Genomic DNA, 24491 nt, shown 5'->3' on the forward strand with positions numbered 1-24491 from the left:
GGCGTCGCGACACACTCAAATGGTGAAGTGGCTACTACATGAAAAGAGAGCAAGAACGATGCCAGCAGCAAATCCGGGCGCTTAAAACAGAATTCAATCCTGTGGGTCGTCGATCATCTTGCGCAGCAAAAACAGCACGGCCACCTGCTCTGCCGGGTTGAGATTGCTCATGGTCAGTTCGCTGATACGGGCAGCGCACGGCACGGTTTGCTGGACCAGACGATCACCGTCCGCGGACAAGCCGACAATGACCTTGCGCCGATCCTCAGGGTCGGGTTCCAGAGTAATCAATTCCCGGGCCTTGAGCCGCTCGACGATCCCGCGAATGGTCGCCTGGTCCACGGCCGTGGCCTTGACCAGTTCGGTGAGGGAGCTGGGACCGTGATCGCGCACGGCACACAGGGTGACGAACTGCACGGCGGTGAGTTGGGAGTCACCGACATTTTGCTGAAAAATCGCCATGTGCCGCTGGTAGGCCTTGCGCAGCAAATGCCCGACTTGTTCGGAAAAAACGTAGGAAGAATCAGGAGTTTCTGACACGACAGACTCGAAGGACGATGAAAGGTTGAAGAGCATGATGGACAGGTTGGTTAACGGACTCAAGTGACGAGAGGCCTGGCTGACATCCCACCCCCGTAGGAGCTGCCGAAGGCTGCGATCTTTTGATCTGGATTCTGAGAAAAACAAAGTCAAAAAATCGCAGCCTTCGGCAGCTCCTACGGGGCGATCATGCGGGTTTAATTAGCCCGCGAGGCCTCCGGCGCCACCACATCCCCACCTATTACAACCGCCTGATCATCCAGGTACACGTCGCAATGACGCAGCGGGATATCCAGGTGGCACGGGGTTTTGCGGGTGCCGCCGACTTCGGTGTTCGGCCCGGTCGAGAACAGGAAATTGCCGTAGAACGCCCGGGCGTCCATGCACATGCCGTCGTTCTTGTCGTGCAGGCCCATGGCGGTCCACTGCGCCCGGGGTTGCAGGCCCCAGCCGATGTGGGAGATGCCGTACACCTCCGGATCGTTGAAGTACTTCATGTAGTCGCGCAAATACTCAGCCTCGAAGCCACCGTGGATCGAGGTGATGAAGCCCTTCTCGATCTCCAGGGTGATTTTCTCCCGGGTGTAGTTCTTGAACGGCAGCACAATATCGCCGACATCCAGCACCAGCACGCCTTCGGCGGTTTCTTCATTGGGCCATGAAAACAGAAAGCCGCTGGGCCAGTGATCCCAGCGCCCCGGTTCATCGGCGAAACCGTACTCGGTCACCGCCGGGTACTGGCCCAAAGCCGCTCGGAAATCACTGCCCGCGCGGGATTTGACGTGTATCGAGCGTGCCTGCTTGAGCAGCTTTTCCGCCGCCAGCACCCGCTCTTTGTCGGCTTCGGTCGGCAGCATCCGCGCCAGCACTTCCGGCGGCTCGACCGCCAACAGAATCCGCGTGCCGGTCTTGAGGATCTGCTCCTGTTCCGGCGAGTGCAGCAGCATCATGGTATCGACGATCAAGTCCGCCGCTTCGAGCGCCCGCTGCGCCGCAATATTGCCGGTCAGCGCGGTGTCGCCGCAGTAAGCGGTCATGTCATTGCCCATCGCCGTCGGGTGGTTGAACGACGGCAATTCCACTGCGTAAACCTTGGCCCCCAGGCGCTGGGCAGCCTCCATCGCGGCACGCACGGTGCGCGGGTCGGAATAGTGGCTCTTGAGCACGGCGACACTCTGGGTCGGGTCGACCCTCGACAGTTTCAGCACGTGTTCGAACATCTGGGTCAGTTCGCAATCGCTTACCGGCATTTTCCTTTCTCCTCAATCGTCAGCTGCGCACCAAGTCGAGGCATCACGCCTCTTGTGAGTGCATTTTTATAGCGTATACACCACTTAATCACGATGAGACCTCAAAACACGGCGGACTGCAAGAGCCAGACCACAACGTTACCAACCCACACAAACTGCGTATTTACGGGCTACATTTGGTAACCATCGATAAAAACGGTTGAAAATTATTTTTTCTGAAAGGGTCTTCTCATTTCAATTTTATAGCGTATACACTTTAAAAACCTTGCGACGACATCGCCAGTGACCATTCGAAAAAGAGGAACTACCCCCATGGCAAGCAAACAAAAAATCGCCATCGTCGGTGCCGGTCTGGGCGGTGCAGCTGCCGCGACGCTGCTGCAACAAGCCGGGTTTGAGGTGGACATCTACGAACAGGCACCCGAGTTCTCCCGCCTCGGCGCCGGGATTCACATGGGTCCCAACATCATGAAAATTTTCCGGCGCATGGGCATCGAGCAGCAGCTCGACCTGATGGGCTCGCACCCGGATCACTGGTTCAGTCGTGACGGTTTGAGCGGCGACTATCTGTCGCGCATTCCATTGGGTGATTTCGCTCGCAGGGAATACGGCGCGTCCTACATCACGGTGCATCGTGGCGATCTGCACGCGTTGCAAATGTCGACGATCAAACCTGGCACCGTACACTTCAACAAACGCCTGGAAACCCTCGAAGAAACCGATAACCAGGTACGCCTGACGTTCAGCGACGGTGAGGTGACCTACGCCGACATCGTCATCGGTGCAGACGGCATCAATTCGAAGATTCGCGAAGAACTGCTCGGCGCGGAAAAACCGTTGTACAGCGGCTGGGTGGCGCACCGCGCGTTGATCCGTGGCGATCAACTGGCCAAGTACGACCTGAAGTTCGAAGACTGCATCAAGTGGTGGACCGAGGACCGGCACATGATGGTCTACTACACCACCGGCAAGCGTGACGAGTACTACTACGTGACCGGCGTGCCACACCCGGAATGGGATTTCCAGGGCGCGTTCGTCGATAGCAGCCGCGAAGAGATGTTCGAAGCCTTCCAGGGTTATCACCCGACAGTCCAGGCCCTGATCGAGTCCACCGAAAGCGTCACCAAATGGCCGTTGCGCAACCGCAACCCGTTGCCGCTGTGGAGCCGTGGCCGCTTGGTTTTACTGGGCGATGCCTGCCACCCGATGAAACCGCACATGGCCCAGGGCGCCGGCATGGCCATCGAAGATGCCGCCATGCTGACCCGCTGCCTGCAGGAAACCGGCCTCAGCGACTACCGCACCGCATTCCAACTGTATGAAGCCAACCGCAAGGAACGCGCCTCGCGGGTACAAGCGGTGTCCAACGCCAATACCTGGCTGCGCACCCAGGAAGATCCGGCCTGGGTCTATGGCTATGACCTGTACGCCCAGCAATTGAAATCGGGGGTGGCGGCGTGAGTACTTTTGTCCACGGCGGCAACGTCCAGGCCAATGGCATCCGCCAGCATTACCTGCGCTATGGTGGCAACGGTCCGGCGCTGATCCTGATTCCCGGCATCACCAGCCCGGCGATTACCTGGGGCTTCGTGGCCGAACGGCTTGGCGAGCACTTCGACACCTATGTACTCGACGTTCGCGGTCGCGGCTTGTCGTCGACCGGACCGGAACTGGATTACAGCGCCGAGACCTGCGCCCACGACATCAGCGCTTTCGCCAAAGCCATGAAGCTCGACCGCTACCACTTGGTCGGCCACTCGATGGGCGCACGCTTTGCCGTGCGCAGCGCCGTGTTGCATCCAGCCAGTGTCGAGCGCCTGGTGCTGATCGACCCGCCCGTTTCCGGGCCGGGACGACGTGAGTACCCGAGCAAACTACCGTGGTACGTCGATTCGATCCGTCAGTCATTGCTGGGTATGGATGCCGAAGCGATGCGTGCCTTTTGCGCGACCTGGACCGATGAACAATTGCAACTGCGCGCCGAGTGGCTGCACACCTGTTACGAGCCGGCCATCGTCAGGGCGCTCAACGATTTCCATGACGTGGATTTCCATCAGGACCTGCCACGGCTGGAAGCCCCGGCGCTGCTGATGATCGCGGGGCGCGGCGGTGTAATCACGGCTGAGGACGAAGCAGAAATACTCGCCCTGCAACCGAACATTCGCACCGTCCACGTGGAAAACGCCGGACACATGATTCCCTGGGATGACCTCGAAGATTTCTTCAACGCCTTCGGCGACTTTCTCGGCCCACGCCTTTAAGCAAACGCATCTGGAGATTTTTATGCTCAAGCCTTACCGCATCGGCCAGATCGTGCCGAGCTCCAACACCACCATGGAAACCGAGATTCCGGCGATGCTCACCGCGCGCCAGATGATCCGCCCGGAACGCTTCACCTTTCACTCCAGCCGCATGCGCATGAAACAAGTGCGCAAGGAAGAACTGGAAGCCATGGACGGTGAATCCGACCGTTGCGCGGTGGAATTGAGCGACGCGAAAGTCGACGTGCTCGGTTACGCCTGCCTGGTGGCGATCATGGCCATGGGTCTGGGTTACCACCGAAAATCCGAACAGCGGCTGCGCAAGGCCACCGCCGATAACGACGCCAATGCTCCGGTCATCACCAGTGCCGGCGCCTTGATCGAAGGCCTGAAAGTGATGGGCGCCAAACGCATCGCTATCGTCGCGCCGTACATGAAGCCGCTGACCGAACTGGTGGTGGATTACATCCGCGAAGAAGGCTTTGAAGTCGTGGACTGGCGCGCCCTGGAGATTCCCGACAACCTCGCCGTCGCCCGCCACGACCCGGCCAACCTGCCGGCCATCGTTGCCGGGATGAACCTGGAAGGTGTCGATGTGATCGTGCTGTCGGCCTGCGTGCAGATGCAGTCGCTGCCGGTGGTGGCGCAAGTTGAAGCGCAAACCGGCAAACCGGTGCTCACCGCAGCCATCGCCACGACCTACGCCATGCTCAAGGCGCTGGACCTGGAACCGATCGTTCCCGGCGCTGGCGCCCTGCTCTCCGGCGCCTATTGAGGAACGTGACATGAGTGAACAAAGCGTCAACGATAACTATGCAGGTGTGTGGGGCCAGCGCATTGGTTTTGGCCGGAAATCCGCCTTACTGATGATCGATTTCATGCGCGGCTACACCACCGAAGGTGCGCCCCTGTTTGCCCCCGGCGTGGTCAGCGCCGTGGCGGAAAGTGTCGACTTGCTGGCCAGCGCCCGCGAGCACGGCGTAGCGGTGGTGCACACCAATATCCGCTACCATCCCGGCCATTTCGCCGATGGCGGGATCTGGGTTAAAAAAGCCCCGGTGATGAAGGACATGGTCGAAGGCAATCCCCTGGCTGCGTTTTGCCCGCAAGTACTGCCACAGGACGATGAAGTGGTGATCAGCAAACAATACGCCAGTGCTTTTTTCGGTAGCAGCCTGGCCTCGATGCTGCATTCCCAGGGCATCGATACCGTGGTGTTGGCCGGTTGCTCCACCAGCGGCTGCATTCGGGCAACCGCCGTCGATGCGGTGCAGCACGGCTTTCGCACCATCGTCGTGCGCGAGTGTGTCGGGGACCGGCACCCGGCGCCCCATGAAGCGAACCTGTTCGACATCAACAGCAAGTACGGCGATGTCGTCAGCAAGCAGGAGGCCATCGCGCACTTCAAGGAGCAATAAGGCGACACAAGGAACCACGACACAGAGCGTGGTCTTGAAAAACCCTGTAAGAGCGAGCCTGCTCGCTCTGCATCTTCTGTCACTGCCTTTGGACGTCGCTATTCGGCACGCCAGAGTGCTGGAAAAAGCGGCTGTATAAAAACCATAAGTCACCGCCAGGAGACACCCGATGCCCATTGCGAACGCAACAACCGCGACCACTGTCGCCGACCCGACTCAAGCGCTTTACCGCAAGATCACCTGGAAGCTGATCCCGTTCCTGTGCTTTTGCTATCTGGCCGCGTACCTCGACCGGATCAACATCGGCTTCGCCAAATTGCAGATGCTCGACCAACTGCAATTCAGCGAAACCGCGTTCGGCCTCGGTGCCGGGCTGTTCTTTGTCGGCTACATTTTGTTCGAAGTACCAAGCAACCTGGTGCTGGAGAAAGTCGGCGCAAAAATCTGGATCGCCCGCATCATGATCACCTGGGGCCTGCTCTCGGCCTGCACCATGCTGGTGACCTCCACCACCCAATTCTACATCCTGCGTTTTCTGCTCGGTGCCGCTGAAGCGGGCTTTCTGCCGGGCGTGCTGTATTACCTGACCACGTGGTTCCCGACCTATCGGCGCGGGCGCATCATTGCCCTGTTCATGATCGGCCTGCCGCTGTCCAGCGTGATCGGCGGCCCGCTGTCCGGCTGGATCATGGGCCACTTCGACAACGCCGGTGGCCTGCGTGGCTGGCAATGGCTGTTTCTGCTGGAAGCGATCCCCAGCGTACTGCTCGGCATCCTGACCTTCTGGGCGCTGCCCAACAATTACCGCCAGGCCAAATGGCTCAACGATGACGAGAAAAACCTGCTGGAACAGGAATTGCGCGCCGACGACGCCGACGCCTCCGGCAGCAAGCACAGCTTCCGTGACGGTTTCTTCAACCTGAAAGTGTGGATGCTCGGCGGTATCGACTTCTCGATTCTGCTCAGCGCCTATGCCATGGGTTTCTGGATGCCGACGTTCATCCGCAACGCCGGCATCGTCGACACCTTCAACATTGGCATGTTGACCGCATTGCCGAGCATTGCCGCGCTACTGGGCATGCTGTTGATCGGCGCCAGTTCCGACAAACACCGCGAACGTCGCTGGCACATCATCGTGCCGTTCCTCGTCGGTGCCGCCGCAATGGCCAGCGCGCCGTTCTTTGTGCACAACGTGGTTGCGACCGTGGCGTTGTTCGCCATTGCCTCGGCAGCCATCATCGGCGCCGTGCCCGTGTTCTTCAGCCTGCCGGCAACCTTCCTCAAAGGTACGGCCGCCGCGACCGGCTTCGCCCTCGCCTGCTCGGTGGCGAACATCGCCGGGCTGGTGAGCAACTCGCTGATGGGCGTCGCCATCGATGTCACCGGCAGCAGCGCCGGCGCCCTGTGGTTCTTCGCCGGCTGCCTGATCCTCAGCAGCTTCCTGGTGATCGCCCTGCCGGCAAAACTGGTCAACCGCTAAACCGGCTCCTGTAGCAGTTGGCGCGGCCTTCGGCAGCGGCTACAGGTTACTTTTGATGGTGATCAGGACAGTATGGGGCGAACCCCTCTCAGGGTGTGTGGTCGCACAGGAGAGCCGCCGAACTTTGCTCATGGCCGAGCTGTCGGCGGCTCGGTCCCTTTTTCTGTCGAGTGTTTTCCATCATGCGCAGACTGCTTGCTTTTACCCTCTCGCTACTGCTGCTTTCGCTCAGCGGCTGCGCCCTGCTTCCCCAGCATGATCCGCTGAACATCAATGTGGTGGGCATCGAACCGCTGCCAAGCCAGGACATGGAGATTCGCTTTGCCGTGAAGATTCGCGTGCAGAACCCCAATGAAAGCTCGATCAATTTCAACGGCGTGTCCCTGGACCTGGACATCAACGGCCAATCCTTCGCCTCCGGGGTCAGCGATCAATCAGGCTCGATTGCGCGCTTCTCCGAAACCGTGTTGACGGTGCCGGTCAGCGTGTCGGCGTTTTCTGTGCTGCGCCAAACGCTCGGCCTGAGCCAGACGCAAACCTTGAACAACATGCCCTACGTTCTGCGCGGCAAACTCGCCGGCGGTTTGTTCGGCACGATGCGCTTCGTCGATAGTGGCAAGCTCAGCCTGCCGGGGCCCACCACCGGCAGCCGGTAAAACTGCCCCAGCAACACCGGAAAACCAATGTGGGAGCTAGCCTGCTAGCTCCCACAGGGTCAAACGGTGAAGCGCACGCCCGGTTTCGCTCGCTCATCCACTGTCAATTCGAAGACATCCGGGCGCGCATAGTGGCCGACCACGTCATAGTCGTAACGGGCGCGGATCAGGTCATCGGTGTCAATTTCAGCCGTCAACAAACCGGGACCGTCACGCAAAGGGCCGGCCAGGACGTCGCCCATCGGCCCGACAATCACACTGCCACCGGCTATCAACGGCCGGTCGGCCGGCCAATTGGCAATTTCCACGCCCAAAGCCTGTGGCGATTGCTGAACCTGACAAGCACTGACCACAAAGCAGCGTCCCTCGTGGGCGATGTGCCGCATGCTCACCTGCCACATCTCCCGCTCGTCGACCGTCGGCGCGCACCACACTTCCACGCCTTTGGCATACATCGCCGTGCGCAGGAGCGGCATCATGTTTTCCCAACACACCACCGCGCCGATCCGCCCGACCTGGCTGTCAATCACCGGCAAAGTCGAGCCATCACCCTTGCCCCAGATCAGCCGCTCGGTGCCGGTCGGCATCAGTTTGCGGTGCTTGCCGACCAACCCGGCCTGCGGATCGAAATACAGCGCCGTGCAGTACAACGTGCTGCCGGAGCGCTCGATGACACCAATGACCAGATTGGCGCCAGTACGCGCTGAAAGCCCGGCCAGCGCCTCGGTTTCTGCACCTGGCACGTCGATGGCATTGTCAAAATAACGCGCGAAGGCTTCACGTCCCTCCGTCAGGCGATAGCCCAACTGTGTTCCGAACCCTTCGCCCTTCGGATACCCGCCAAGCAGCGCTTCGGGCATCACCACCAGCGCAGCGGCCGATTCAATGATTGCGCTTTCATACGACAGAATCTGCTCCAGCGTGTCGGCCTTGCCGCCGGGCAAGGCGCCGATTTGCAGGGCAGCAACGATAGACTTGGGCATCGCGGTAACTCCGTTTGGTTCAGGTGTTGCTGATTCTGCGACGGCACGGGATCATGAATAAAGCCCTAACAACTGCTGAATGATATGAGCCAAATGAATATCGCCGCCGTCGATCTCAACCTGTTGAAAGTCTTTGAAGCCTTGCACGAAGAGTCCAGCGCCAGCCGAGCGGCATTGCGCCTTGGCGTCACGCAATCGGCGGTCAGCGCGGCCTTGCGCCGGCTGCGCGAGGTATATGGCGATCAGTTGTTTGTCCGTACCGGTCGGGGTCTGTCGCCGACGCTCAAGGCCAATCAACTCAAACCGGTGGTCAGCGATGCACTGAACAAGTGTCGCCAGAGTCTGGCGATGGTCGATCCAACGGCCAATCACTACGAAGGACGCTCGGTGAGCATTGGCCTGTCGGATGATTTCGAAGTTGCCTACGGCCGCCGCTTGATCGAAGACATCGCCCTGCGCGCGCCGAAGCTGCGTTTGATTTTTCGGCAAACCCATAGCCAGATCGTCGCGCAGGCGTTGATGGAGCGCAGCATTGACCTGGCAATTACCGCCGGCGGTTTCGCCGAGCGCCTGCTCAGCCGCCAAGTGCTGGGGGAAGGTGATTACTTGTGTCTGGTCGACCCGCAAAGCCTGACCGCTGGCCAGCACAGCATCAGCCTTGAAGAGTTTGTCGCCCGCGAACACATTCTGGTGTCCTCGGGCGGCTTTATCGGAATCACTGACGAAGGGTTAGCGGCGCTGGGCTTGAGTCGTCGGGTCTGCGCCTCGACCACTCACTTTGCCGCCCTGCCGCATCTGCTCAAAGGCAGTCAGGCGGTGGCGACCATTCCGGCTCACGCAGCCCGGAGTATTGCGGCGCTCAGCGGGTTGGCGTTGCTGCCCTGCCCTCTGGCGCTGCCACGCTACCCGATCGAACTGGGTTGGCGAACCAGCACCCAACTCGATCCGGTGGTACTGAAAGTGCGCGAGGCGATTGTCGCCTGTTTTGCGTAAGCGTTACTTGCTGGCGGCCATCAGGCGATTGACTTCGCTGCGCACCATGTTCGAGTACTCCGGTGGCGACATGCCGTCCAGTTCGGCGCGGACCCACTCGGCCCACTTGCCTTTGCGCTTGGCGCGTTCGCCGAACAAGCGCGCCGCTTCACCCTTGGCTTTGCCCAGGTTGTTTTGCCAGAGTTCGAACAGACGGGATTTTTCATCTTCAAGCGCAGCGCGCTCGGCAAGGGGTTTGTCGGCCAGATTGAAGCTCATGGGAATTTCCTGCTGCGTAAAATAGCCGACATCTTACACTGTAGGACGAAACGTCCTGCGCTGGTTTTTCTTCGGGATTGATCCGGCAGGCGAAATCACTGCAACTTTTTCAAGCGCCGCACACTCCATTGTTCACTGTTCACTCATCTGCAAGGAGTCCTTCAATGGCCCGGAAAACCGCCGCACAAGCCGCCGAAGATCAAATCAAGGATCAGGCCTTCAGCGAACTTCAGTCGCTGATCGAAGAGTCGGAAAAACTGCTCAAAAGCAGCGCGTCACTGGTCGGGGAGGAAGCGGAGACCCTGCGCGGACAGATTGCCCTGAAACTGCAGCAGGCCCGGGATTCGGTGACCAGCGTGCGCGACCGGACCAAGCCTGCCGTGGAAGCCACCGAAACCTACATCGGCGGTCATCCATGGCAAACCGTGGCGGTGTCGGCCGGTTTCGGCCTGGTGGTCGGGCTGTTGCTGTCACGGCGCTAATCCACACTTACGACGTGTAGGAGCCGGCTTGCTGACGATGGCCTTTGAGGACGCCATCGCCAGCAAGCCGGCTCCTACAACTGAGTGCTCGCCTTTTTCGTACCTGTTTTGCCAGCGTCAGAGTCCCGCCAACACTCGCAGATTGGCCAATGTCGATGCGTCCAGCGCAATACCATTGGCTTGCGTCTTGGCACGTTCGCGATGGCGTCGATCACCCGGCAAACGCTTGAGCCCCACACCGTGCATCTGCCGCACCAATTCCTGGCTGCGCTCGGCAAAGCTTTGCCCGGCGGCCTTGCTCGGGTCGATGACGATCAGCAACTGACCGGTCCAAGGCGTCTTGGCCCCCGGGTGATTTTTCCAGTCGAACTCGAAAGAGAAATTGCCTCCGGTCAACGCCGCTGCCAGCAACTCCACCATCATCGACAACGCCGAACCCTTGTGCCCGCCGAATGGCAACAACGCGCCACCTTCCAGAATCGCTTTCGGGTCCTGGGTCGGCTGACCCAGACCGTCCACACCCATACCCGGCGCCAGCCGCTCGCCCTTGCGGGCGGCAATCTGTACATCGCCGTGGGCGATGGCGCTGGTGGCCAGGTCGAACACGATCGGCTCACCGTCGGCCCGAGGGGCGGCGAAAGCAATCGGGTTGGTGCCGAACAACGGTCGATCGGCGCCGTGGGGCACCACGCAGGTCATGCTGTTGACCACACTGAGTGCTACCAGCCCTTCATAGGCAAACGGCTCGACGTCCGGCCACAACGCAGCGAAATGATGGGAGTTACGGATCGCCAGCACCGCGATCCCGGCACTGCGGGCCTTTTCCACCAGCAACGACCGTGCCGCGGCGAGCGCCGGTTGGGCAAAACCGTTAGCGGCATCAACCCGCACAAAACCGCTGGCCACATCCTCGACTACCGGGACGGCTTTGCCGTTGACCCAGCCACTTTGCAGGGTCGAGACATAACCGGGAATGCGAAACACCCCGTGACTGTGCGCACCATCGCGTTCGGCACCGGCGCAGTTTTGCGCCAGCACCCGCGCGACGTCGGCGCAAGTGCCGTGGCGCAGGAATATCTTCTCAAGCAATGCCGTCAGCTCATCGAGGGACAGGGTTTGCGAGACAGCAGTAGACACATGATCGTGTGGCGCAGACATCTGAAGCTCCAGACTAATTATTGGAGGGGGCAACAGCGTACGTAGACCGCCGATTAACAACGTGCGGCGTGTGACCTGTCAACTTTTAGATCGCACCGCCACATCATTCAACGATGTGCCGGCTTCACAAACGTCGTTCGAGCGGGCAATAACTATCTACCACCTTGCACCGCTCACGGTTTTTTAGAGTTGAGGCTCCATCCACCGGCGCCCTGACCGGCGTCGCCAATGAGACTCAACGATGCCCTCCACTACCGCTCCACTTTTGTTTGCCGAATTTCTTGAGCTCCCGGGTCGCTGGGATGAGCTGGGAAAAACCCACGGGCTGACGCAAGAAGACTTCGAATGGCTGCAACATGTGCAACTGGCCACTCAGCTTCTGCGCAGTCAACAGACCCCACCCATGCTGGCCCACCGCATCCTGCTCAAGGCCCAAGGGCTGGAAACCGTTAATCTGGCGGGTAGTTTTTCTTTGAGCACGACGCCCGATGATCACGAGGTCATTCTTTATACCCCGTACGGCGGCATCAAGAAGTTCGACACCGTCAAAACCCTGACCGACTGGCTCGAAGCCGAACTCAAGCTTGCCACCGAAGACGACGATCTGCTCAGCCTGATGTCCCTGGCGCAACGCAAAACCCTGGTCGCTGCCGACAATATCAGCATGGTCCTTGAGGTGATTGATGGCGACGTGTTCGAAGACCAGCACGCGTCCATCCGGCATTGCCAGAGCCTGAACGATCAAGCAATGCTCGACGAACTGAGTGCACTGCCGACGCTGCGCGCCCTTCTCGATGCTGTGCTCGATGAGTTACTGCAACCGTCATTTCCAGGCCTGGATCAACGCAAGGCCCAAGTCAGTTTCTATTCGGTCATGGCAGCCGATAAAGCCATGCAGGACGGTCATGAGGTTCGACAATGGCACGGCTCCATGTCACTCAGTGACGCCGTTCTACATTACTACCGCCATCAACACTGGCCAGCCGGGCAACAGCCTGAATTCTCCCACCCCCAAACAACCAACACCGGCAACGACCAGCAAAAATGGGAGCGCGCGGTAAAAACAGCTTCAGGCAAACTTGTCTCGTCGCTGAACACCAAACTGCAAAATCATTGGGACGGTGCAAGCAGAGATGGCGCATCCCGTCGCGCGTTTTTCAGCCGGACGATCGCTGAAAAGGCGCGAGCCGATATATGGCTCAAGCGTGAGTCCGGCATCATTAGTTCCGAACAGAGCCAGTCCCTGCACACGTTGTTTAAACCCACTGCCCATCTCCCCCAGGGACTCACATTGGAGACCGTACGCCTGTGGGAATACCAGGCCAACTATATAGAGCTGGCAGGCTCGCTGATGATCAGCCATTCGAATGCCTGCCTCTACACCCCGACATTCGGCTTGCAGGTCTTGAAGGACTATGAAGACCTCAAAGCCACACTCCTGAGCAAATTCCGCGCAAGTGGTCACGAAGATGAACTCTATGGATTGCTGAGCCTGGAGGAACGTAACCGGTTCCTCGGTTTTGATCGGCCACACGTAACCGGTGAGGTGATTTCTGGTTCGATCTTTACGACCCTGTTCGAATCGATCATTGGTAAACAACTGCAGAATATGGAATACGCCCTGCAGGTGCTGCGGCACAGTGATTTCGCGATGGACATTCATGCCTTGTTTGACAAGGCGCTGGACATTCGCTCGATGATCAGCGAGCAATTGCTGGCACTCGATGCCCAGGGACGTTGGAGTACGCGGCCAGTGCTGAGCGGCCAACAGCGTCCGTCAATCGTACGGGCCGAAAGCACCGCCGCCTTTGTGAAAACCCTGAACGATGTCAACGCGCTGATCAGCGCAGAGTTTGCCGGCCAGCCACTCACCTCTTTGGCGCTGCAACGGGTGTACCTGGAAAAACTCAAACCTCAACTCGCCCACGCCCTTTGCGTTGGTGTACGTGGGGAAGCCAGCCAGCGTGCACTCGACCTCACACTCGGGGAGGCCGAGAGGGCCATCGTCGCAACCGTTTTCAACCCCGACCAAGCGGATCGCAAGACCCGTCGCGTCAACAATGGCTTTCGGCCCGACGCTTACTCCCTGATCCTTGAGTGCACCGGGCAAGACAATGTCCTGCCGTTGGCCAATTGCCTGCTGATGACCGAGCGTGGCGGCCTCGACAATCAACATTCCGGCAGAGCCATTGCGTGGACGCCGGCCGCCGGTCTTGAGGTCTTTGGTTCGCTCAACGCCGCGAAACAGACGCTGAGCCGCTATCTGCTCGATCCTCGCAAGCGCCTGCGGCTGCTGGAAAACCTCACCCCTAGCCAACGTCACTTCCACCAGCGCTACTCGCTCAACTCGTTTCGATTGATCGAAGGCAATGTGCTGCACCATCTTGCGCAGAATTCCATCGATCATTTCCTGGCGGTCTGCGAGCACGTACGATCCCTGAAGCTGGCAGAATCCAAGGAACAAGATGCGCTGAAAAAGCTCACAAGTTCGGCCATTGCCAGTCATTTGCGCAGGGCCACGCAAGTCTCGAAAGCCGTCGCCTTGCGCCAGTCACTGCCCGCCTGGCTGGGTATGGCGCCGCTTTCAGAACAACAGCTGCACTTGGAGTTGCTTGAGCAATACCGCAACAGCGTCAGCGACGACAAAGACTATTTGCACGGGATACAAACGCTGGCGTCCTATGTCCAGGAGCGACTGACAGCCTTGCTTGCCAGCCGATACACCGGAACGCTGCCAGGGCCACACCAAATTGAAATAGCCCCTGAGCTCGCCCTGGCCGGCCCCGCGCAGACCCTGATCGAGTTTGCCCTGAACCACGTCAACATTGCCCAAGGCAGCGGATTCAAAGTCGCATCCGGCACCACTACAGCCCTGCCCGATGGCCTGAATCAGACAGCTGTCCAACAGCTTTTACGGTCGCTGAACATATCGAGTACCTACGCCAGGAAAGTAACCGAAACGTTGACCGGCACCAGCGAAGACGCCATCAGTCGAAAACTGCGCTTCGTTCAGCAACTCCCCTGGCAACTGCTGCAACATGCCCATGCACTGAAACTGCAACATCGGCTGTCCGCCAGTGCTTTCGATCTGATCAGTCAGGTACTGGACATGCCGGACGCCGTCGCCCGCGCGCTGGTCAAGGATGCCCATGCCATCGTCAGGCCGCTGGAACTGATCAAAACAGCCGGCGCCACCGCCGTGAAAACACTGGGCCTGTACCTGATCGGTCCGGGCAGCGGGCATGAAGGGCCACACATCCTGTATGCGCCTTACCATGCGGGCGCCGTGTTCAGTGAGTTCGACAATGAAGCCAGTGTTGTCGCAGCAATCAACATGCCGGGCCCGCTGCAAAATCTGGTTATTCGACGGTTGCCCGATGATCAACAGTCGACCTTCAGCAACTTGTTCAAGGCCACCCTGGGTCAGCTCAGCGAAATCACCTTTGCTTCAACGCCTATCGGCGGCAACCTCCTTGAGCAGCTATACAGCGACAACACGCTACTCTTGACGCAAATGCTCGGCAGTCAATCCAAAACCACCGGGCAGATCGATTGGGAAGCCGCGAAAAACCTGTTCAGCTCGGGCATCAAGATCATTTCCGGCCTGTTGCCGGGCAAGCTCGCCTACGTGCAATTTTTGTGGCAAAGCTTCAAGGACTTCAAGGACTCGGCTCAAGCGCTACAGGACCATCACTGGAAACGCGCTCTGGAATATTTCATTGCCGGCACCGTGCAAATGGTGTCGGTAGGCAGGTTGTCTTTAGAGGGCTCGATCGTTTCGGAGCAGGTATCAGCGCAAACCGCTCAGGGCATACCAACAGAGCCCACCGTCGTTGATCCGCAATGGTCAAACATCAAGCCCACAGAGCCGTCGCGCACCCTCCTCAAACCCTTTGAAGACTCAACCGTCGCCCTCAAGAATTTGACCCGGGACAAGGCCACTGGCACCTACGCGGACCCCGTCAGCAAACTGAGTTATGCCCCGGTCGCGGGCAAAGTCTATGGCGTGGTCAAACCCGATGATGCCTGGCAAATCGGCAAGAACGACGACGGACCGCCCTTGCTCGCCACTGCGTCCGGCCAATTAGTGCTCGACCCTGAACGACATACGGTGCATTTCGGCAAGGCCATGTCGAAGATGGTCAACGAATTTGTAGCAGACCTCGAAGTCAGCCAGGCATTGAACATCGAGGCGCGGGGCATGGCCAACATACGCGCCACGCATCCAGCCAAGGGTCGCCAGATTGTGCAGGCCATCGACATGGCCCGCTATTACGCCTTCAACAGCCTGCATAACCTCGCCCAGGTTCGAAAACACCCGCAAGGGACCCGGCTGGAAGGTTTTTTCAAAAGCTTTTTTGATACCACCGTCGTCGATACAAACCTGCTCGACAAAATATCAAACGCCATTGTGCCCGTCTGCAAGGCATTGGTAGACCCTAACGAAGAATTGCTGGACTCCGAACGTTTTATCGTCGGTTCAAGTCGCGGCGGGTTACAAGACACCAGCGCTTTCGTCGTCGAGGAGGATGCACGCAAGCATGTGCATTTCACCGAAAAGTTCTTCAACCAACAACTCGACGCGTACAAGCCCATCCTGACGCAGCCGTTCGACGTGAACGGTCATGCTCAGGCTGCGATCCTCATTCACGAGTTCGCTCACCTTTTTTCCAAAGCCATTGATATTTCTTACCTGGAAGCGAGAAGACCGTTCAGTGATTTGATCGCGCCCATCACCGGTTTTGGCGCAGCCACGAAAAAAAGCCAGGAAAATTTCCAGCGAGAAGCGTTGTCGCTGGCGACGCCGAACGACGCCTTGTTCGCCCGCTGGAACGCCAAGCTGAAAACCTGGATCGACCTTGATTCAATTCCAAAGTTCGAACACATCGGCAAGGCGATTTTGAAAGCCACCGCCAGCACAAAAATGGCAGATGCCCGCATTGCATTCAGGAACCCGAAGGATGCGAGCGCGCGCGCTGACATCATTCTGCTCAACGCCGACTCACTCTCTTACCTGATTTGCCAGATGGGTCGACAGTTGGACCCGGTTGCAGTGTCTACACCCTGATAACCGCGGGGTGCGCAGGATCAGGCTTCTGTGCACCCGCTGGGGCTATCAAACCCATAGCGACGATTTGATCAATTTTTCACGCCCATTGTGGATACTGCGGCCCGCCGACGTGTTTTTGAGGCCGTCAGCGAAAAATAAGTACACTTTGATGGGTAATTGCCATGACAGATGTTCTCGCAGGCAGCCCTCAAGGTTAGAATGGCGGAAATCAGGATGAGTCAATGACCGACCACTCTCTCTCGCAAGCCGAATTCGACGCCATCACCGATGCCGCAGCGCACTGGTGCATGCGCTTGCACGCCGAAGACTGCACGGCGCAGGAGCGTCTGGCGTTCGAGCAATGGCTGGATGCTCACCCGCTGCATGCGTTCGAATACGAAGCCATGCTGGAAATCTGGGATGTCGCCGGGGACTTGCCTCGGCCGGAACCGGTGGTCGTGCCGATGGTGCGGGTCAAAGCGCAGACACCTTGGCGCACCTTCGGCATGGCCGCTGCCGTTTGCGCACTGGCTTTGCCCCTGGCGGCCTACAGCGGCTGGAACCTGGGCTGGTTGCCTAATTCGTACCAGCATTTCGAGGCAACCAACAACGTGCGCCAGGTCACCCTGGATGACGGTAGCAAGGTCGAACTGAACCTGGGCAGTGAGCTGACCTACAGCAACTACAAGGATCAGCGTCGGGTGACCCTGAAAAAAGGCGAGGCCTTTTTCAACGTCACCCACGACACCCGCCACCCGTTTGTGGTCAAGGCAGCTGAAGGTAAAATTCGCGTCACCGGTACCCAGTTCAACGTGTGGATGTACGAAGATCAGGTAAAAGTGAACCTGATCGAAGGCTCGGTGCTGGTCAGCAGCAATGACGACCTGCCGGGTGATGGTTTGCGGCTTGGCCCGTCGATGCAGGCCAGTTATCGCCACGGCGATTACATTCCGCGGATCAGACAGACTTACGACAACGACAACTCGCTGGCCTGGCTCAACGGCAAACTGGTGCTCGACGACCTCGCGCTCAGCGATGCGCTGCCGATGATCAACCGTTACCTGGAAACCCCGTTAATGGTCGCCGACCACAGTACCGGCGCCATTCGCATCGGTGGCATCTACAACATCAAGGAACTCAATACACTGGTGGCGACCTTGCCCAAGGTGCTGCCTGTCTATCTGACGCGCAACAAAGAGGGCAATCCTGTCCTCAACTCCATCCCGCAACAACCGCCGAAAAGCTAAAAGGCCGCGACCCTTGCGGGGCGCGGCCTTCTTCATGCTTGTAGCAAGCCCTTGTTGATTACTGTGCGGCCACCTTCCCCGCTTTCTCATCCTGTGTGCGAATGGTGTGCGCCTGATAGTGCGGATCGGCTTTGATCTGTTGCTCGGTGAACGGCAGCACACTCAACTGCTTCTTCGAAAACGCCAGGGTCTGATCCCGGGCATAGGGCGAAGACGGATCACTGGAGAGCGAGAACGCCAACAGCCCTTTAGCCTGCGGCCCCTTCTCATCGAACGTCACCACCTGCAAATAACTGGTACCACTGACGACTTCACGCTTGCCATCGCTTCTGGGCACGCTCTGGATGGCGTTGTACACGCCCAGCGTTCCCGGCCCGCCGTGAATCGGGGTTTGCTGGCCGCCGCTGCTAACCACCTGAATATCGCCCCAGCGGCTGTCCTGCTTCAGCCCTGAAGCATTCACCTGCTCTACCGAGGCCAGCATTGCTTGCCTCAGCGCTTGCGCGACTTTCGGGCGATCGACCGCCAACCCGCGAGGCGTGTGCTGCGGGTCTTTGGCATCGAACGCTACACGCCAGACATCCGGCGCCTGCTCCAAAGGCTCCATTACATTCTGGAAATGCACGAAGCCCAGGCCGCTGTCCAGATTCGCCTTGCCATCCCACGCCTTGAGACTGGCACACAATGGCGCCAGTGTTTTTGCATCGGTACCCAGGTCGGCCGCGCAGAACTGCAACAGGTCCGGCATCACTTGCGCCGCCTGATACACCTGATCGTCCATCACCATCTGTTGCAGGTCCGCAGCGCCGAGCGTACCAGCCCTGGCCAGTGAACCCAGTCGATCCAGGGCGAAACGCGAGCGCAGGCCCAATGGCTGGCTGTCCTGGCTGATCAGCGGCGAGAAACCGGTCAACGGTTGCGCCGGGTTGGCCATCCACGCCGAATCATTGGAATGCTGCACAAAATCCTTGCGCAACAGTTGCGGCAGATTCGCTGCCGCATAAATGCCCTTTTGCGCCGCCTGCGGATCGATGTCCCAGGCGCAGGCGCCGTTGGAGCCATCAAGGACGATCATTTGCAGGCCAATGCGCGGATCACTGCACTGCGCCAGCTTCTCGGCACTGACGTTCGGCACCACCGACAGGTTCATGTACAGCGTTTGCCCCTTGTCGTCCGCCGCCAGCGTATTGACCCATGGAATGCCCTGGATCTTGTGGACACTGGACTGAAACGCTTCAAGGTTCTCGGCGCGATTCATCGCATACCACTGCGCCAGCACCCGATCGTTTTCCAGGTTGGCGTCACGCAGGCTGTAGGCGAACTGGTTGTCCCAATCCAGCTTGCCGGGCCACTGCACGACGGGGCCGAACTGCGAGCTGTAGACCACGTGGGAAATGGCCTTGACCGTACCGTCCGCCTGTTTCACGTCGACCGTCAGCGTTTGCCTGTTCATCGGCAGCGACTTGCCGTCGAGCAGGTAGCGGGTCGAGTCCTTGGGATCGAGTTGCAGGCGATACAGGGTGAAATGCTTGGACGAATCCACGGTGTGGGTCCAGGCCAGATGCTGGTTGAAACCGATATTGATCAGCGGCAGGCCGGGCAAAGCGGCGCCCATGACGTCCAGTTTGCCGGGGATGGTCAGGTGCATCTGGTAAAAACGCATGCCGCCGACCCACGGAAAATGAGGGTTGGCCAGCAACATGCCGCGACCGTTGAAAGAGCGGTCGCTACCCACGGCCACCGCATTGCTGCCACGGTCGAGGGCAAACAGTTGCATGCGCGAATCGGCCAGTTGGAATGGCGCCTGATCACCAGCGTCGGCGGCGACCGCAGCCGGAGGTGTGGCTCCCGCCAGCGCTTCGGCAAACTGCCCGACCCCGCCTTCGACCAACAGACGACGGGTCAACTTCACCAAGTCGGTGGTGCTGATATCCCGGATCCATTCGCCCTGGCATTGCGCCGGCAAGCCCAGCCCCCGACGCTCCGCCAAGGAGCGGTTATAGCCGGCCACATAGCCTTCCATCAGCTCACGCACTTCAGGGGTTTGTGCCTGCCAGAATGCATTCACGGCCTGCGGCGTGTTCAACCAAGTGAAAAACAGATCGCTGACCAGGTTTTCACGTTCTTCGACCGTGAACTGGTCCGGGCCGAAATAACGCGAGCGTTGACCGTTCACCGTGACGATCTCGTTGGCCAACAAACACACGTTATCCTGAGCATAGGCATAGCCGATGCCGTAACCGAGCCCCCGCTCGTTCTCGGCACGAATGTGCGGGACGCCGAAACTGGTCCGGCGGATCTCGGCACTGGCCTGCTCAGGCTGGCTGCGCGCGTTCGCCGCAAGACTCAGCCCCAGAAACAAACCCGCCAGGCTCAACCTGGTTAACTGGCTGGAAATAATCACACTCGCTCCTGATCGAAAAACGATGGCCACAGTTCTGCGTACCGACACGCACTGCGCATCCATTTAAGGACGAAGCAAACGACAAAAATTTAGGCGATTGAACCGCACGCCAAAGGGCGTCTTACAGATCGGCGACATCACGACGACAAAATTTCTACATTTAAGTCTTCATGATTTGTGTGGCTCATACGTCTTGTTAGGTAAGAGCGCCCAATTTTTCCTGATCAGGCTCTGAAAAGGAGTTTTGCAATGTACAACTCGCATCTGCCAACGGACGGTAGCAACGCGCCAAAGGGCACTTCCATTGGGGTCGGTGTTTTCGACCAGCGTACCGAGCGCCACGGCAACGAGCGAATTCGCTTCCTGCTCAAAAGCTTTGGCTTGCGAACCAGTCTGATTCGCTTGAAAGTCATCGACGCCTTGCTGACGGCTGCCGAAAGCAACCGTAGCCTGGGCGTGCGTGGCGTGCACAGCCAACTGCTGGACCTGGATATTCCCCTGTCCTTTTTGAGTGTGCGCGAAGTGTTGAAACGTTTGTGCAGCGAAGGCGTGATTGTCCTCAACCCGGACAAAAGCTATAGCCTCGACCCGCGGGCCGCCGCCGTGCTGCACAACGATTGATCAGGCCTGGGCCTCGCGGCTCAGGGCTTGACCTTGCGGCGCATCACGCCATTGATGACCACCACGACCACCGCCACGCCAATGGCGATGTACTGGAACAGTTTTTCGCTGATGACGCCGGTGTTCTGCAAATACGAAAGGCCAAACATGATCCCCAGCACCACCAGGGAGATCAGAATCGAGTATTTCAAACGCTGCGACTGAGTCATTACCAATTCCTGAACGTGTAAATGTATCCGCTTTGTATCCAGATGCATGCCAAGCCTCTACCGTTTTCCGGGGATGCGCGGCTGCAAACGGGGTCTCATGTTACAGCCGATGAAGAGTTTTAGCTTCATTGCGGCGTTAACCATGAGGATTTACAAATGTTGCGTCGAATCACACTGCTGATTCCCCTGCTGGCCCTGCTTTCCCTGAGCGGTTGCATCGTGTTCCCCCACGGCGGTGGGCACGGCGGCCACCATTACGATGACCGGGGCGGACCCGCTTACTACCCACACCGCTAACATCCTGTAGCAGCTGGCGCAGCCAGCGGCTACAGACCTGACAACTTTGTAATGTCCCCCTCATCTGCCTGTCAGCTTTGATCTACGATGATCAGACTGCCCGGCTCTGTAGCACTTCGAAACACAACTTGAAGGTCCAGCCGGCAAAATTAGTCAAAATGCGCTCCTTTGCCCGCACTCCGAGGCCCATCCCGATATGCGAACCCACCTGCGTCTGGCTGCCCTGAGCGCCCTGTTCATTTCTTCCCTGGCCCAGGCCGCCGACCTGATTCCGATAGAAGTTCACCGCGACGCCAATTGCGGCTGCTGCAAAAAATGGATCACCCATCTGGAAGCCAATGGCTTCAAGGTCGAAGACCATGTCGAAGCCAACATGAGCGAATTCAAGCAACAGCACGGCGTGCCACCGCGTCTGGCGTCCTGTCATACCGGCTTGATCAACGGTAAGTTCGTCGAAGGCCATGTTCCGGCCGATCAGGTGTTGGCCTTGAGCAAACGCGATGACCTGCTCGGGGTGGCCGCTCCCGGCATGCCCATGGGCTCGCCGGGCATGGAAATGGACGGCATGAGCGACGCCTACCAGGTCATCGGCCTGAAAAAGGACGGCACCGATGTGGTCGTGGCGGACTACCCCGCCCATTGATTTTTTGCGCTTACCTCGGCTTGTTTGCCGCGGCCTTCGGCGCCGCAACGTTGCTGCCTCTGCAGTCCGAAGCGTTGCTGGTCGGGTTGCTGCTCAGCGACCGGTATTGGCTATGGGGACTGCTGGCGGTGGCGACACTGGGCAACGTTCTTGGCTCGGTGGTGAACTGGTGGCTGGGCCGCGCCGTTGAACGCTACCGTGACCGGCGCTGGTTTCCGGTCAGCCCGGCCCATCTCGAGAAAGCCCGAATCCACTATCAACGCTATGGACACTGGTCCCTGCTACTCAGTTGGCTGCCGATCATCGGTGATCCGTTGACCTTGGTGGCCGGCGTGATGCGTGAACCATTGGGGCGGTTCCTGCTGATCGTAACCTTGGCCAAAGGCGCCCGTTACGGCGTCTTGGCGCTGGCCACTGTGGGCTGGATGGGTTGAACCAACCGTGATGGTGATTGCCTGTTTAATGTCGCCCTAATCATGCCGATTCAGCATCGGCGGATTTCCAATGGAGTTCACCCATGCCCCTGACCCGCTCAAACTGGCTGCCCGGCCTGCTGTTGACCGCCGCACTTCCGGCCTTTGCGGCCGAAGGGCCGACCTACGGCCCTGAACTGCAAGGCTTCGAATACCCCTACACCGTCAAGCATTTCGCCTTTCAATCCCAAGGCAAATCCCTACAGATGGGCTACATGGACGTCGCCGCCCATGGCAAGGCCAACGGCCGCAGCGTGGTGCTGATGCACGGCAAGAATTTCTGCGGGGCCACTTGGGAAACATCGATCAAGGCCTTGAGCGACGCTGGTTACCGGGTCATCGCGCCGGACCAGATCGGTTTCTGTACGTCCAGCAAGCCTGAGCATTACCAGTACACCTTCCAGCAACTGGCGAGCAACACCCAACAATTGCTCAAAGCCCTTGGCATCCAGAAAGCCACCCTGCTCGGCCATTCCACCGGCGGCATGCTTGCCACCCGCTACGCACTGCAATACCCCGATCAGGTCGAACAATTGGCGCTGGTCAATCCCATCGGCCTGGAAGACTGGAAGGCCATCGGCGTGCCCTACCGCACCGTCGATCAGTGGTATGAGCGCGAACTGAAGGTCAACGCCCAAGGCATTCATGACTATCAACGCAGCACCTACTACGACGGCCGCTGGAAGCCGGAGTTTGACCGCTGGGTAGACATGTACGCCGGCCTTGCCAAAGGCCCGGGCAAGACTCAGGTCGCATGGAACTCGGCACTGATCTACGACATGATCTTCACCCAGCCGGTGTATTACGAATTCAAGGACCTGAAAGTGCCGACCCTGTTGTTGATCGGTACGGCAGACAGCACGGCGATCAACAAAGACCTCGCCTCTCCCGAGGTCAAGGCGAAAATCGGCCGATATGACGAACTCGGCAAGCAGGTGGCAAAGCTCATTCCCCAGTCGACACTGGTGGAATTCCCGGGCCTGGGCCACGCCCCGCAGATGGAAGAACCGGCGCAATTCCACAAGGCCTTGCTCGACTGGCTGAACAAAACCAACCCCGTGCGTTAATTAAGGTAAGGCTGATGGCGGTGCAGATTGCAGTGATTGACGATTGGCAGGACGTGGCGCGCAACGTGGTTGACTGGTCGGCACTGGAGGGCGTCGGCGAGGTGAGCTTCATCCACGACTACCCTGCCGATAACGAAACCCTGGCCCGGCGCCTGGCAGCGTTCGAAGTGATTTGCGTGATGCGCGAGCGCACGCGATTCGACGAAGACCTGCTGCGACGCTTGCCCAAGCTGAAGCTGCTGGTGACTGGCGGCATGCGCAATGCCGCTCTCGACTTCCCGGCCGCAGCGGCGCTGGGCATTCAGGTGTGCGGCACCGACAGCTACAAGCACGCGGCGCCAGAACTGACCTGGGCGTTGATCATGGCCGCCACCCGCAACCTGGTCGCCGAAGCCAATGCCCTGCGCGCAGGCCACTGGCAACAAGGCCTCGGTGGCGATCTGCATGGCAAGACCCTGGCCATTCTCGGCCTGGGCAGCATCGGTCAACGGGTGGCACAGTTCGGCCAGGTGTTTGGCATGCGCGTGATTGCCTGGAGTGAAAACCTCACCGAAGAGCGCGCCGCGCAGTTCGGCGTGACCTACGTCAGCAAGCAACAATTGTTCGAACAGGCGGACGTGCTGTCTGTCCATCTGGTGCTCAGCGACCGCTCGCGCGGCCTGGTGAATGCCGAAGCACTGGGCTGGATGAAGCCCACGGCGCTGTTGGTCAATACCGCACGCGGGCCAATTGTCGATGAGGCCGCGCTGATCAAGGCGTTGCAGAAACAACGACTCGCCGGGGCGGCGCTGGATGTGTTCGATGTCGAACCGTTGCCGCCTCACCACCCATTCCGGACCCTGGACAATGTGCTGGCCACGCCGCATGTGGGGTATGTCAGCCAGCAGAACTACCATTTGTTTTTTGCGCAGATGATTGAAGATATACAGGCTTGGGCTGCCGGAAAGCCGATCCGGTTGCTGAACTGATACCGAGTTATCGTTCATCGCTAGCAGGCTAGC

Annotated in this window: 23 protein-coding genes; 16 read left to right on the forward strand and 7 right to left on the reverse strand. The window is 59.1% G+C overall.

All coding sequences use genetic code 11. From position 1 onward, the window contains the following. Positions 1–93: 93 nt before the first annotated feature. A complete protein-coding gene (locus KVG88_RS03090) occupies positions 94–540 on the reverse strand; it encodes a MarR family winged helix-turn-helix transcriptional regulator (protein WP_224792314.1) in 447 nt (148 codons plus the stop codon). A gap of 197 nt (positions 541–737) precedes the next feature. Continuing rightward, on the reverse strand, positions 738–1790 hold the full coding sequence (locus tag KVG88_RS03095; protein WP_217870295.1) for a 2,5-dihydroxypyridine 5,6-dioxygenase NicX family protein: 1053 nt from the start codon (positions 1788–1790) through the stop codon (positions 738–740). Between the two features lie 312 nt (positions 1791–2102). On the opposite strand from KVG88_RS03095, the gene KVG88_RS03100 reads away from it, so the two are divergent. The 6 genes from KVG88_RS03100 to KVG88_RS03125 all read left to right on the forward strand — a co-directional run bounded on the left by KVG88_RS03100 (position 2103) and on the right by KVG88_RS03125 (position 7605). Next, positions 2103–3251, forward strand: a complete 1149-nt coding sequence (locus tag KVG88_RS03100; protein ID WP_150700545.1) for an FAD-dependent monooxygenase — start codon at positions 2103–2105, stop codon at positions 3249–3251. Beyond that, positions 3248–4051, forward strand: a complete 804-nt coding sequence (locus KVG88_RS03105) for an alpha/beta fold hydrolase (RefSeq protein WP_217870296.1) — start codon at positions 3248–3250, stop codon at positions 4049–4051. Before KVG88_RS03100 ends, KVG88_RS03105 begins: the two co-directional genes overlap by 4 nt. Positions 4052–4073: 22 nt before the next feature. Continuing rightward, on the forward strand, positions 4074–4826 hold the full coding sequence (locus tag KVG88_RS03110) for a maleate cis-trans isomerase family protein (protein ID WP_150732799.1): 753 nt from the start codon (positions 4074–4076) through the stop codon (positions 4824–4826). 10 nt (positions 4827–4836) lie between these two features. Then, entirely contained in the window at positions 4837–5469 is a 633-nt protein-coding gene (locus KVG88_RS03115; protein WP_217870297.1) for an N-carbamoylsarcosine amidohydrolase, read from the forward strand. A gap of 169 nt (positions 5470–5638) precedes the next feature. Continuing rightward, positions 5639–6949 carry an MFS transporter gene (locus KVG88_RS03120; RefSeq protein ID WP_150700549.1) on the forward strand — a complete coding sequence of 437 codons (1311 nt, stop codon included), beginning with the start codon at positions 5639–5641 and terminating at the stop codon, positions 6947–6949. A 182-nt stretch (positions 6950–7131) separates the two neighbouring features. Continuing rightward, complete coding sequence (locus KVG88_RS03125; RefSeq protein ID WP_150700550.1) at positions 7132–7605, forward strand: LEA/WHy family protein; 474 nt, start codon at positions 7132–7134, stop codon at positions 7603–7605. A gap of 59 nt (positions 7606–7664) precedes the next feature. On the opposite strand, the gene KVG88_RS03130 is transcribed toward KVG88_RS03125, so the two are convergent. Then, complete coding sequence (locus tag KVG88_RS03130) at positions 7665–8588, reverse strand: carbon-nitrogen hydrolase family protein (RefSeq protein WP_217870298.1); 924 nt, start codon at positions 8586–8588, stop codon at positions 7665–7667. Between the two features lie 84 nt (positions 8589–8672). On the opposite strand from KVG88_RS03130, the gene KVG88_RS03135 reads away from it, so the two are divergent. After that, positions 8673–9581, forward strand: a complete 909-nt coding sequence (locus KVG88_RS03135) for a LysR family transcriptional regulator (protein WP_217870299.1) — start codon at positions 8673–8675, stop codon at positions 9579–9581. A 3-nt stretch (positions 9582–9584) separates the two neighbouring features. On the opposite strand, the gene KVG88_RS03140 is transcribed toward KVG88_RS03135, so the two are convergent. Continuing rightward, entirely contained in the window at positions 9585–9839 is a 255-nt protein-coding gene (locus KVG88_RS03140; RefSeq protein WP_075945077.1) for a hypothetical protein, read from the reverse strand. Positions 9840–10003: 164 nt separating this feature from the next. On the opposite strand from KVG88_RS03140, the gene KVG88_RS03145 reads away from it, so the two are divergent. Continuing rightward, the gene (locus KVG88_RS03145; RefSeq protein WP_150700553.1) at positions 10004–10321 is read left to right on the forward strand and encodes an ElaB/YgaM/YqjD family protein; all 318 of its coding nucleotides are present in this window, start codon (positions 10004–10006) and stop codon (positions 10319–10321) included. 117 nt (positions 10322–10438) lie between these two features. Here KVG88_RS03145 and KVG88_RS03150 read toward each other — a convergent pair whose 3' ends face one another. After that, a complete protein-coding gene (locus KVG88_RS03150; RefSeq protein WP_150700554.1) occupies positions 10439–11479 on the reverse strand; it encodes an Ldh family oxidoreductase in 1041 nt (346 codons plus the stop codon). A gap of 241 nt (positions 11480–11720) precedes the next feature. Between KVG88_RS03150 and KVG88_RS03155 the strand changes: the two genes are divergently transcribed. Further along, positions 11721–16547: a dermonecrotic toxin domain-containing protein gene (locus tag KVG88_RS03155; protein WP_217870300.1), complete on the forward strand. Its 4827-nt coding sequence runs from the start codon at positions 11721–11723 to the stop codon at positions 16545–16547. Positions 16548–16771: 224 nt separating this feature from the next. Then, on the forward strand, positions 16772–17776 hold the full coding sequence (locus KVG88_RS03160) for a FecR family protein (RefSeq protein ID WP_217870301.1): 1005 nt from the start codon (positions 16772–16774) through the stop codon (positions 17774–17776). A gap of 58 nt (positions 17777–17834) precedes the next feature. Here the strand turns inward: KVG88_RS03160 and pvdQ are convergent, their stop codons facing one another. Beyond that, positions 17835–20180, reverse strand: a complete 2346-nt coding sequence (gene pvdQ / locus KVG88_RS03165; RefSeq protein WP_217870302.1) for a bifunctional acylase PvdQ — start codon at positions 20178–20180, stop codon at positions 17835–17837. A gap of 249 nt (positions 20181–20429) precedes the next feature. Here pvdQ and KVG88_RS03170 point away from each other — a divergent pair, with 249 nt between their 5' ends. Next, on the forward strand, positions 20430–20801 hold the full coding sequence (locus tag KVG88_RS03170) for a fe2+ zn2+ uptake regulation protein (RefSeq protein ID WP_150700558.1): 372 nt from the start codon (positions 20430–20432) through the stop codon (positions 20799–20801). A gap of 20 nt (positions 20802–20821) precedes the next feature. Here KVG88_RS03170 and KVG88_RS03175 read toward each other — a convergent pair whose 3' ends face one another. Continuing rightward, a complete protein-coding gene (locus KVG88_RS03175; protein WP_130907255.1) occupies positions 20822–21010 on the reverse strand; it encodes a hypothetical protein in 189 nt (62 codons plus the stop codon). Positions 21011–21166: 156 nt separating this feature from the next. Here KVG88_RS03175 and KVG88_RS03180 point away from each other — a divergent pair, with 156 nt between their 5' ends. The 5 genes from KVG88_RS03180 to KVG88_RS03200 all read left to right on the forward strand — a co-directional run bounded on the left by KVG88_RS03180 (position 21167) and on the right by KVG88_RS03200 (position 24458). Continuing rightward, on the forward strand, positions 21167–21307 hold the full coding sequence (locus tag KVG88_RS03180) for a hypothetical protein (RefSeq protein WP_191630424.1): 141 nt from the start codon (positions 21167–21169) through the stop codon (positions 21305–21307). A 196-nt stretch (positions 21308–21503) separates the two neighbouring features. Further along, on the forward strand, positions 21504–21950 hold the full coding sequence (locus KVG88_RS03185; RefSeq protein ID WP_150700559.1) for a DUF411 domain-containing protein: 447 nt from the start codon (positions 21504–21506) through the stop codon (positions 21948–21950). Beyond that, positions 21950–22384, forward strand: coding sequence for a YqaA family protein (locus KVG88_RS03190; protein ID WP_217870870.1), 435 nt, complete (start codon positions 21950–21952; stop codon positions 22382–22384). The genes KVG88_RS03185 and KVG88_RS03190 overlap by 1 nt, the downstream gene beginning before the upstream one ends. 83 nt (positions 22385–22467) lie before the next feature. Next, positions 22468–23490 (forward strand): alpha/beta fold hydrolase, encoded by a 1023-nt coding sequence (locus KVG88_RS03195; protein WP_217870303.1) that lies wholly within the window; start codon positions 22468–22470, stop codon positions 23488–23490. A 14-nt stretch (positions 23491–23504) separates the two neighbouring features. Further along, positions 23505–24458, forward strand: coding sequence for a D-2-hydroxyacid dehydrogenase family protein (locus KVG88_RS03200; protein WP_150700561.1), 954 nt, complete (start codon positions 23505–23507; stop codon positions 24456–24458). Positions 24459–24491 lie beyond the last annotated feature (33 nt).

It is taken from the genome of Pseudomonas azerbaijanoccidentalis, from assembly GCF_019145495.1.
GTDB lineage: Bacteria > Pseudomonadota > Gammaproteobacteria > Pseudomonadales > Pseudomonadaceae > Aquipseudomonas > Aquipseudomonas azerbaijanoccidentalis.

Excerpts from the sequence above, each read along its gene's own strand:
- KVG88_RS03095 (WP_217870295.1), bottom strand. The coding sequence starts at position 1,790 with ATGCCGGTAAGCGATTGCGAACTGACCCAGATGTTCGAACACGTGCTG.
- KVG88_RS03100 (WP_150700545.1), top strand. The coding sequence starts at position 2,103 with ATGGCAAGCAAACAAAAAATCGCCATCGTCGGTGCCGGTCTGGGCGGT.
- KVG88_RS03110 (WP_150732799.1), top strand. The coding sequence starts at position 4,074 with ATGCTCAAGCCTTACCGCATCGGCCAGATCGTGCCGAGCTCCAACACC.
- KVG88_RS03115 (WP_217870297.1), top strand. The coding sequence starts at position 4,837 with ATGAGTGAACAAAGCGTCAACGATAACTATGCAGGTGTGTGGGGCCAG.
- KVG88_RS03120 (WP_150700549.1), top strand. The coding sequence starts at position 5,639 with ATGCCCATTGCGAACGCAACAACCGCGACCACTGTCGCCGACCCGACT.
- KVG88_RS03125 (WP_150700550.1), top strand. The coding sequence starts at position 7,132 with ATGCGCAGACTGCTTGCTTTTACCCTCTCGCTACTGCTGCTTTCGCTC.
- KVG88_RS03130 (WP_217870298.1), bottom strand. The coding sequence starts at position 8,588 with ATGCCCAAGTCTATCGTTGCTGCCCTGCAAATCGGCGCCTTGCCCGGC.
- KVG88_RS03135 (WP_217870299.1), top strand. The coding sequence starts at position 8,673 with ATGAGCCAAATGAATATCGCCGCCGTCGATCTCAACCTGTTGAAAGTC.
- KVG88_RS03140 (WP_075945077.1), bottom strand. The coding sequence starts at position 9,839 with ATGAGCTTCAATCTGGCCGACAAACCCCTTGCCGAGCGCGCTGCGCTT.
- KVG88_RS03145 (WP_150700553.1), top strand. The coding sequence starts at position 10,004 with ATGGCCCGGAAAACCGCCGCACAAGCCGCCGAAGATCAAATCAAGGAT.
- KVG88_RS03150 (WP_150700554.1), bottom strand. The coding sequence starts at position 11,479 with ATGTCTGCGCCACACGATCATGTGTCTACTGCTGTCTCGCAAACCCTG.
- KVG88_RS03155 (WP_217870300.1), top strand. The coding sequence starts at position 11,721 with ATGCCCTCCACTACCGCTCCACTTTTGTTTGCCGAATTTCTTGAGCTC.
- KVG88_RS03160 (WP_217870301.1), top strand. The coding sequence starts at position 16,772 with ATGACCGACCACTCTCTCTCGCAAGCCGAATTCGACGCCATCACCGAT.
- KVG88_RS03170 (WP_150700558.1), top strand. The coding sequence starts at position 20,430 with ATGTACAACTCGCATCTGCCAACGGACGGTAGCAACGCGCCAAAGGGC.
- KVG88_RS03175 (WP_130907255.1), bottom strand. The coding sequence starts at position 21,010 with ATGACTCAGTCGCAGCGTTTGAAATACTCGATTCTGATCTCCCTGGTG.
- KVG88_RS03180 (WP_191630424.1), top strand. The coding sequence starts at position 21,167 with ATGTTGCGTCGAATCACACTGCTGATTCCCCTGCTGGCCCTGCTTTCC.
- KVG88_RS03185 (WP_150700559.1), top strand. The coding sequence starts at position 21,504 with ATGCGAACCCACCTGCGTCTGGCTGCCCTGAGCGCCCTGTTCATTTCT.
- KVG88_RS03195 (WP_217870303.1), top strand. The coding sequence starts at position 22,468 with ATGCCCCTGACCCGCTCAAACTGGCTGCCCGGCCTGCTGTTGACCGCC.
- KVG88_RS03200 (WP_150700561.1), top strand. The coding sequence starts at position 23,505 with ATGGCGGTGCAGATTGCAGTGATTGACGATTGGCAGGACGTGGCGCGC.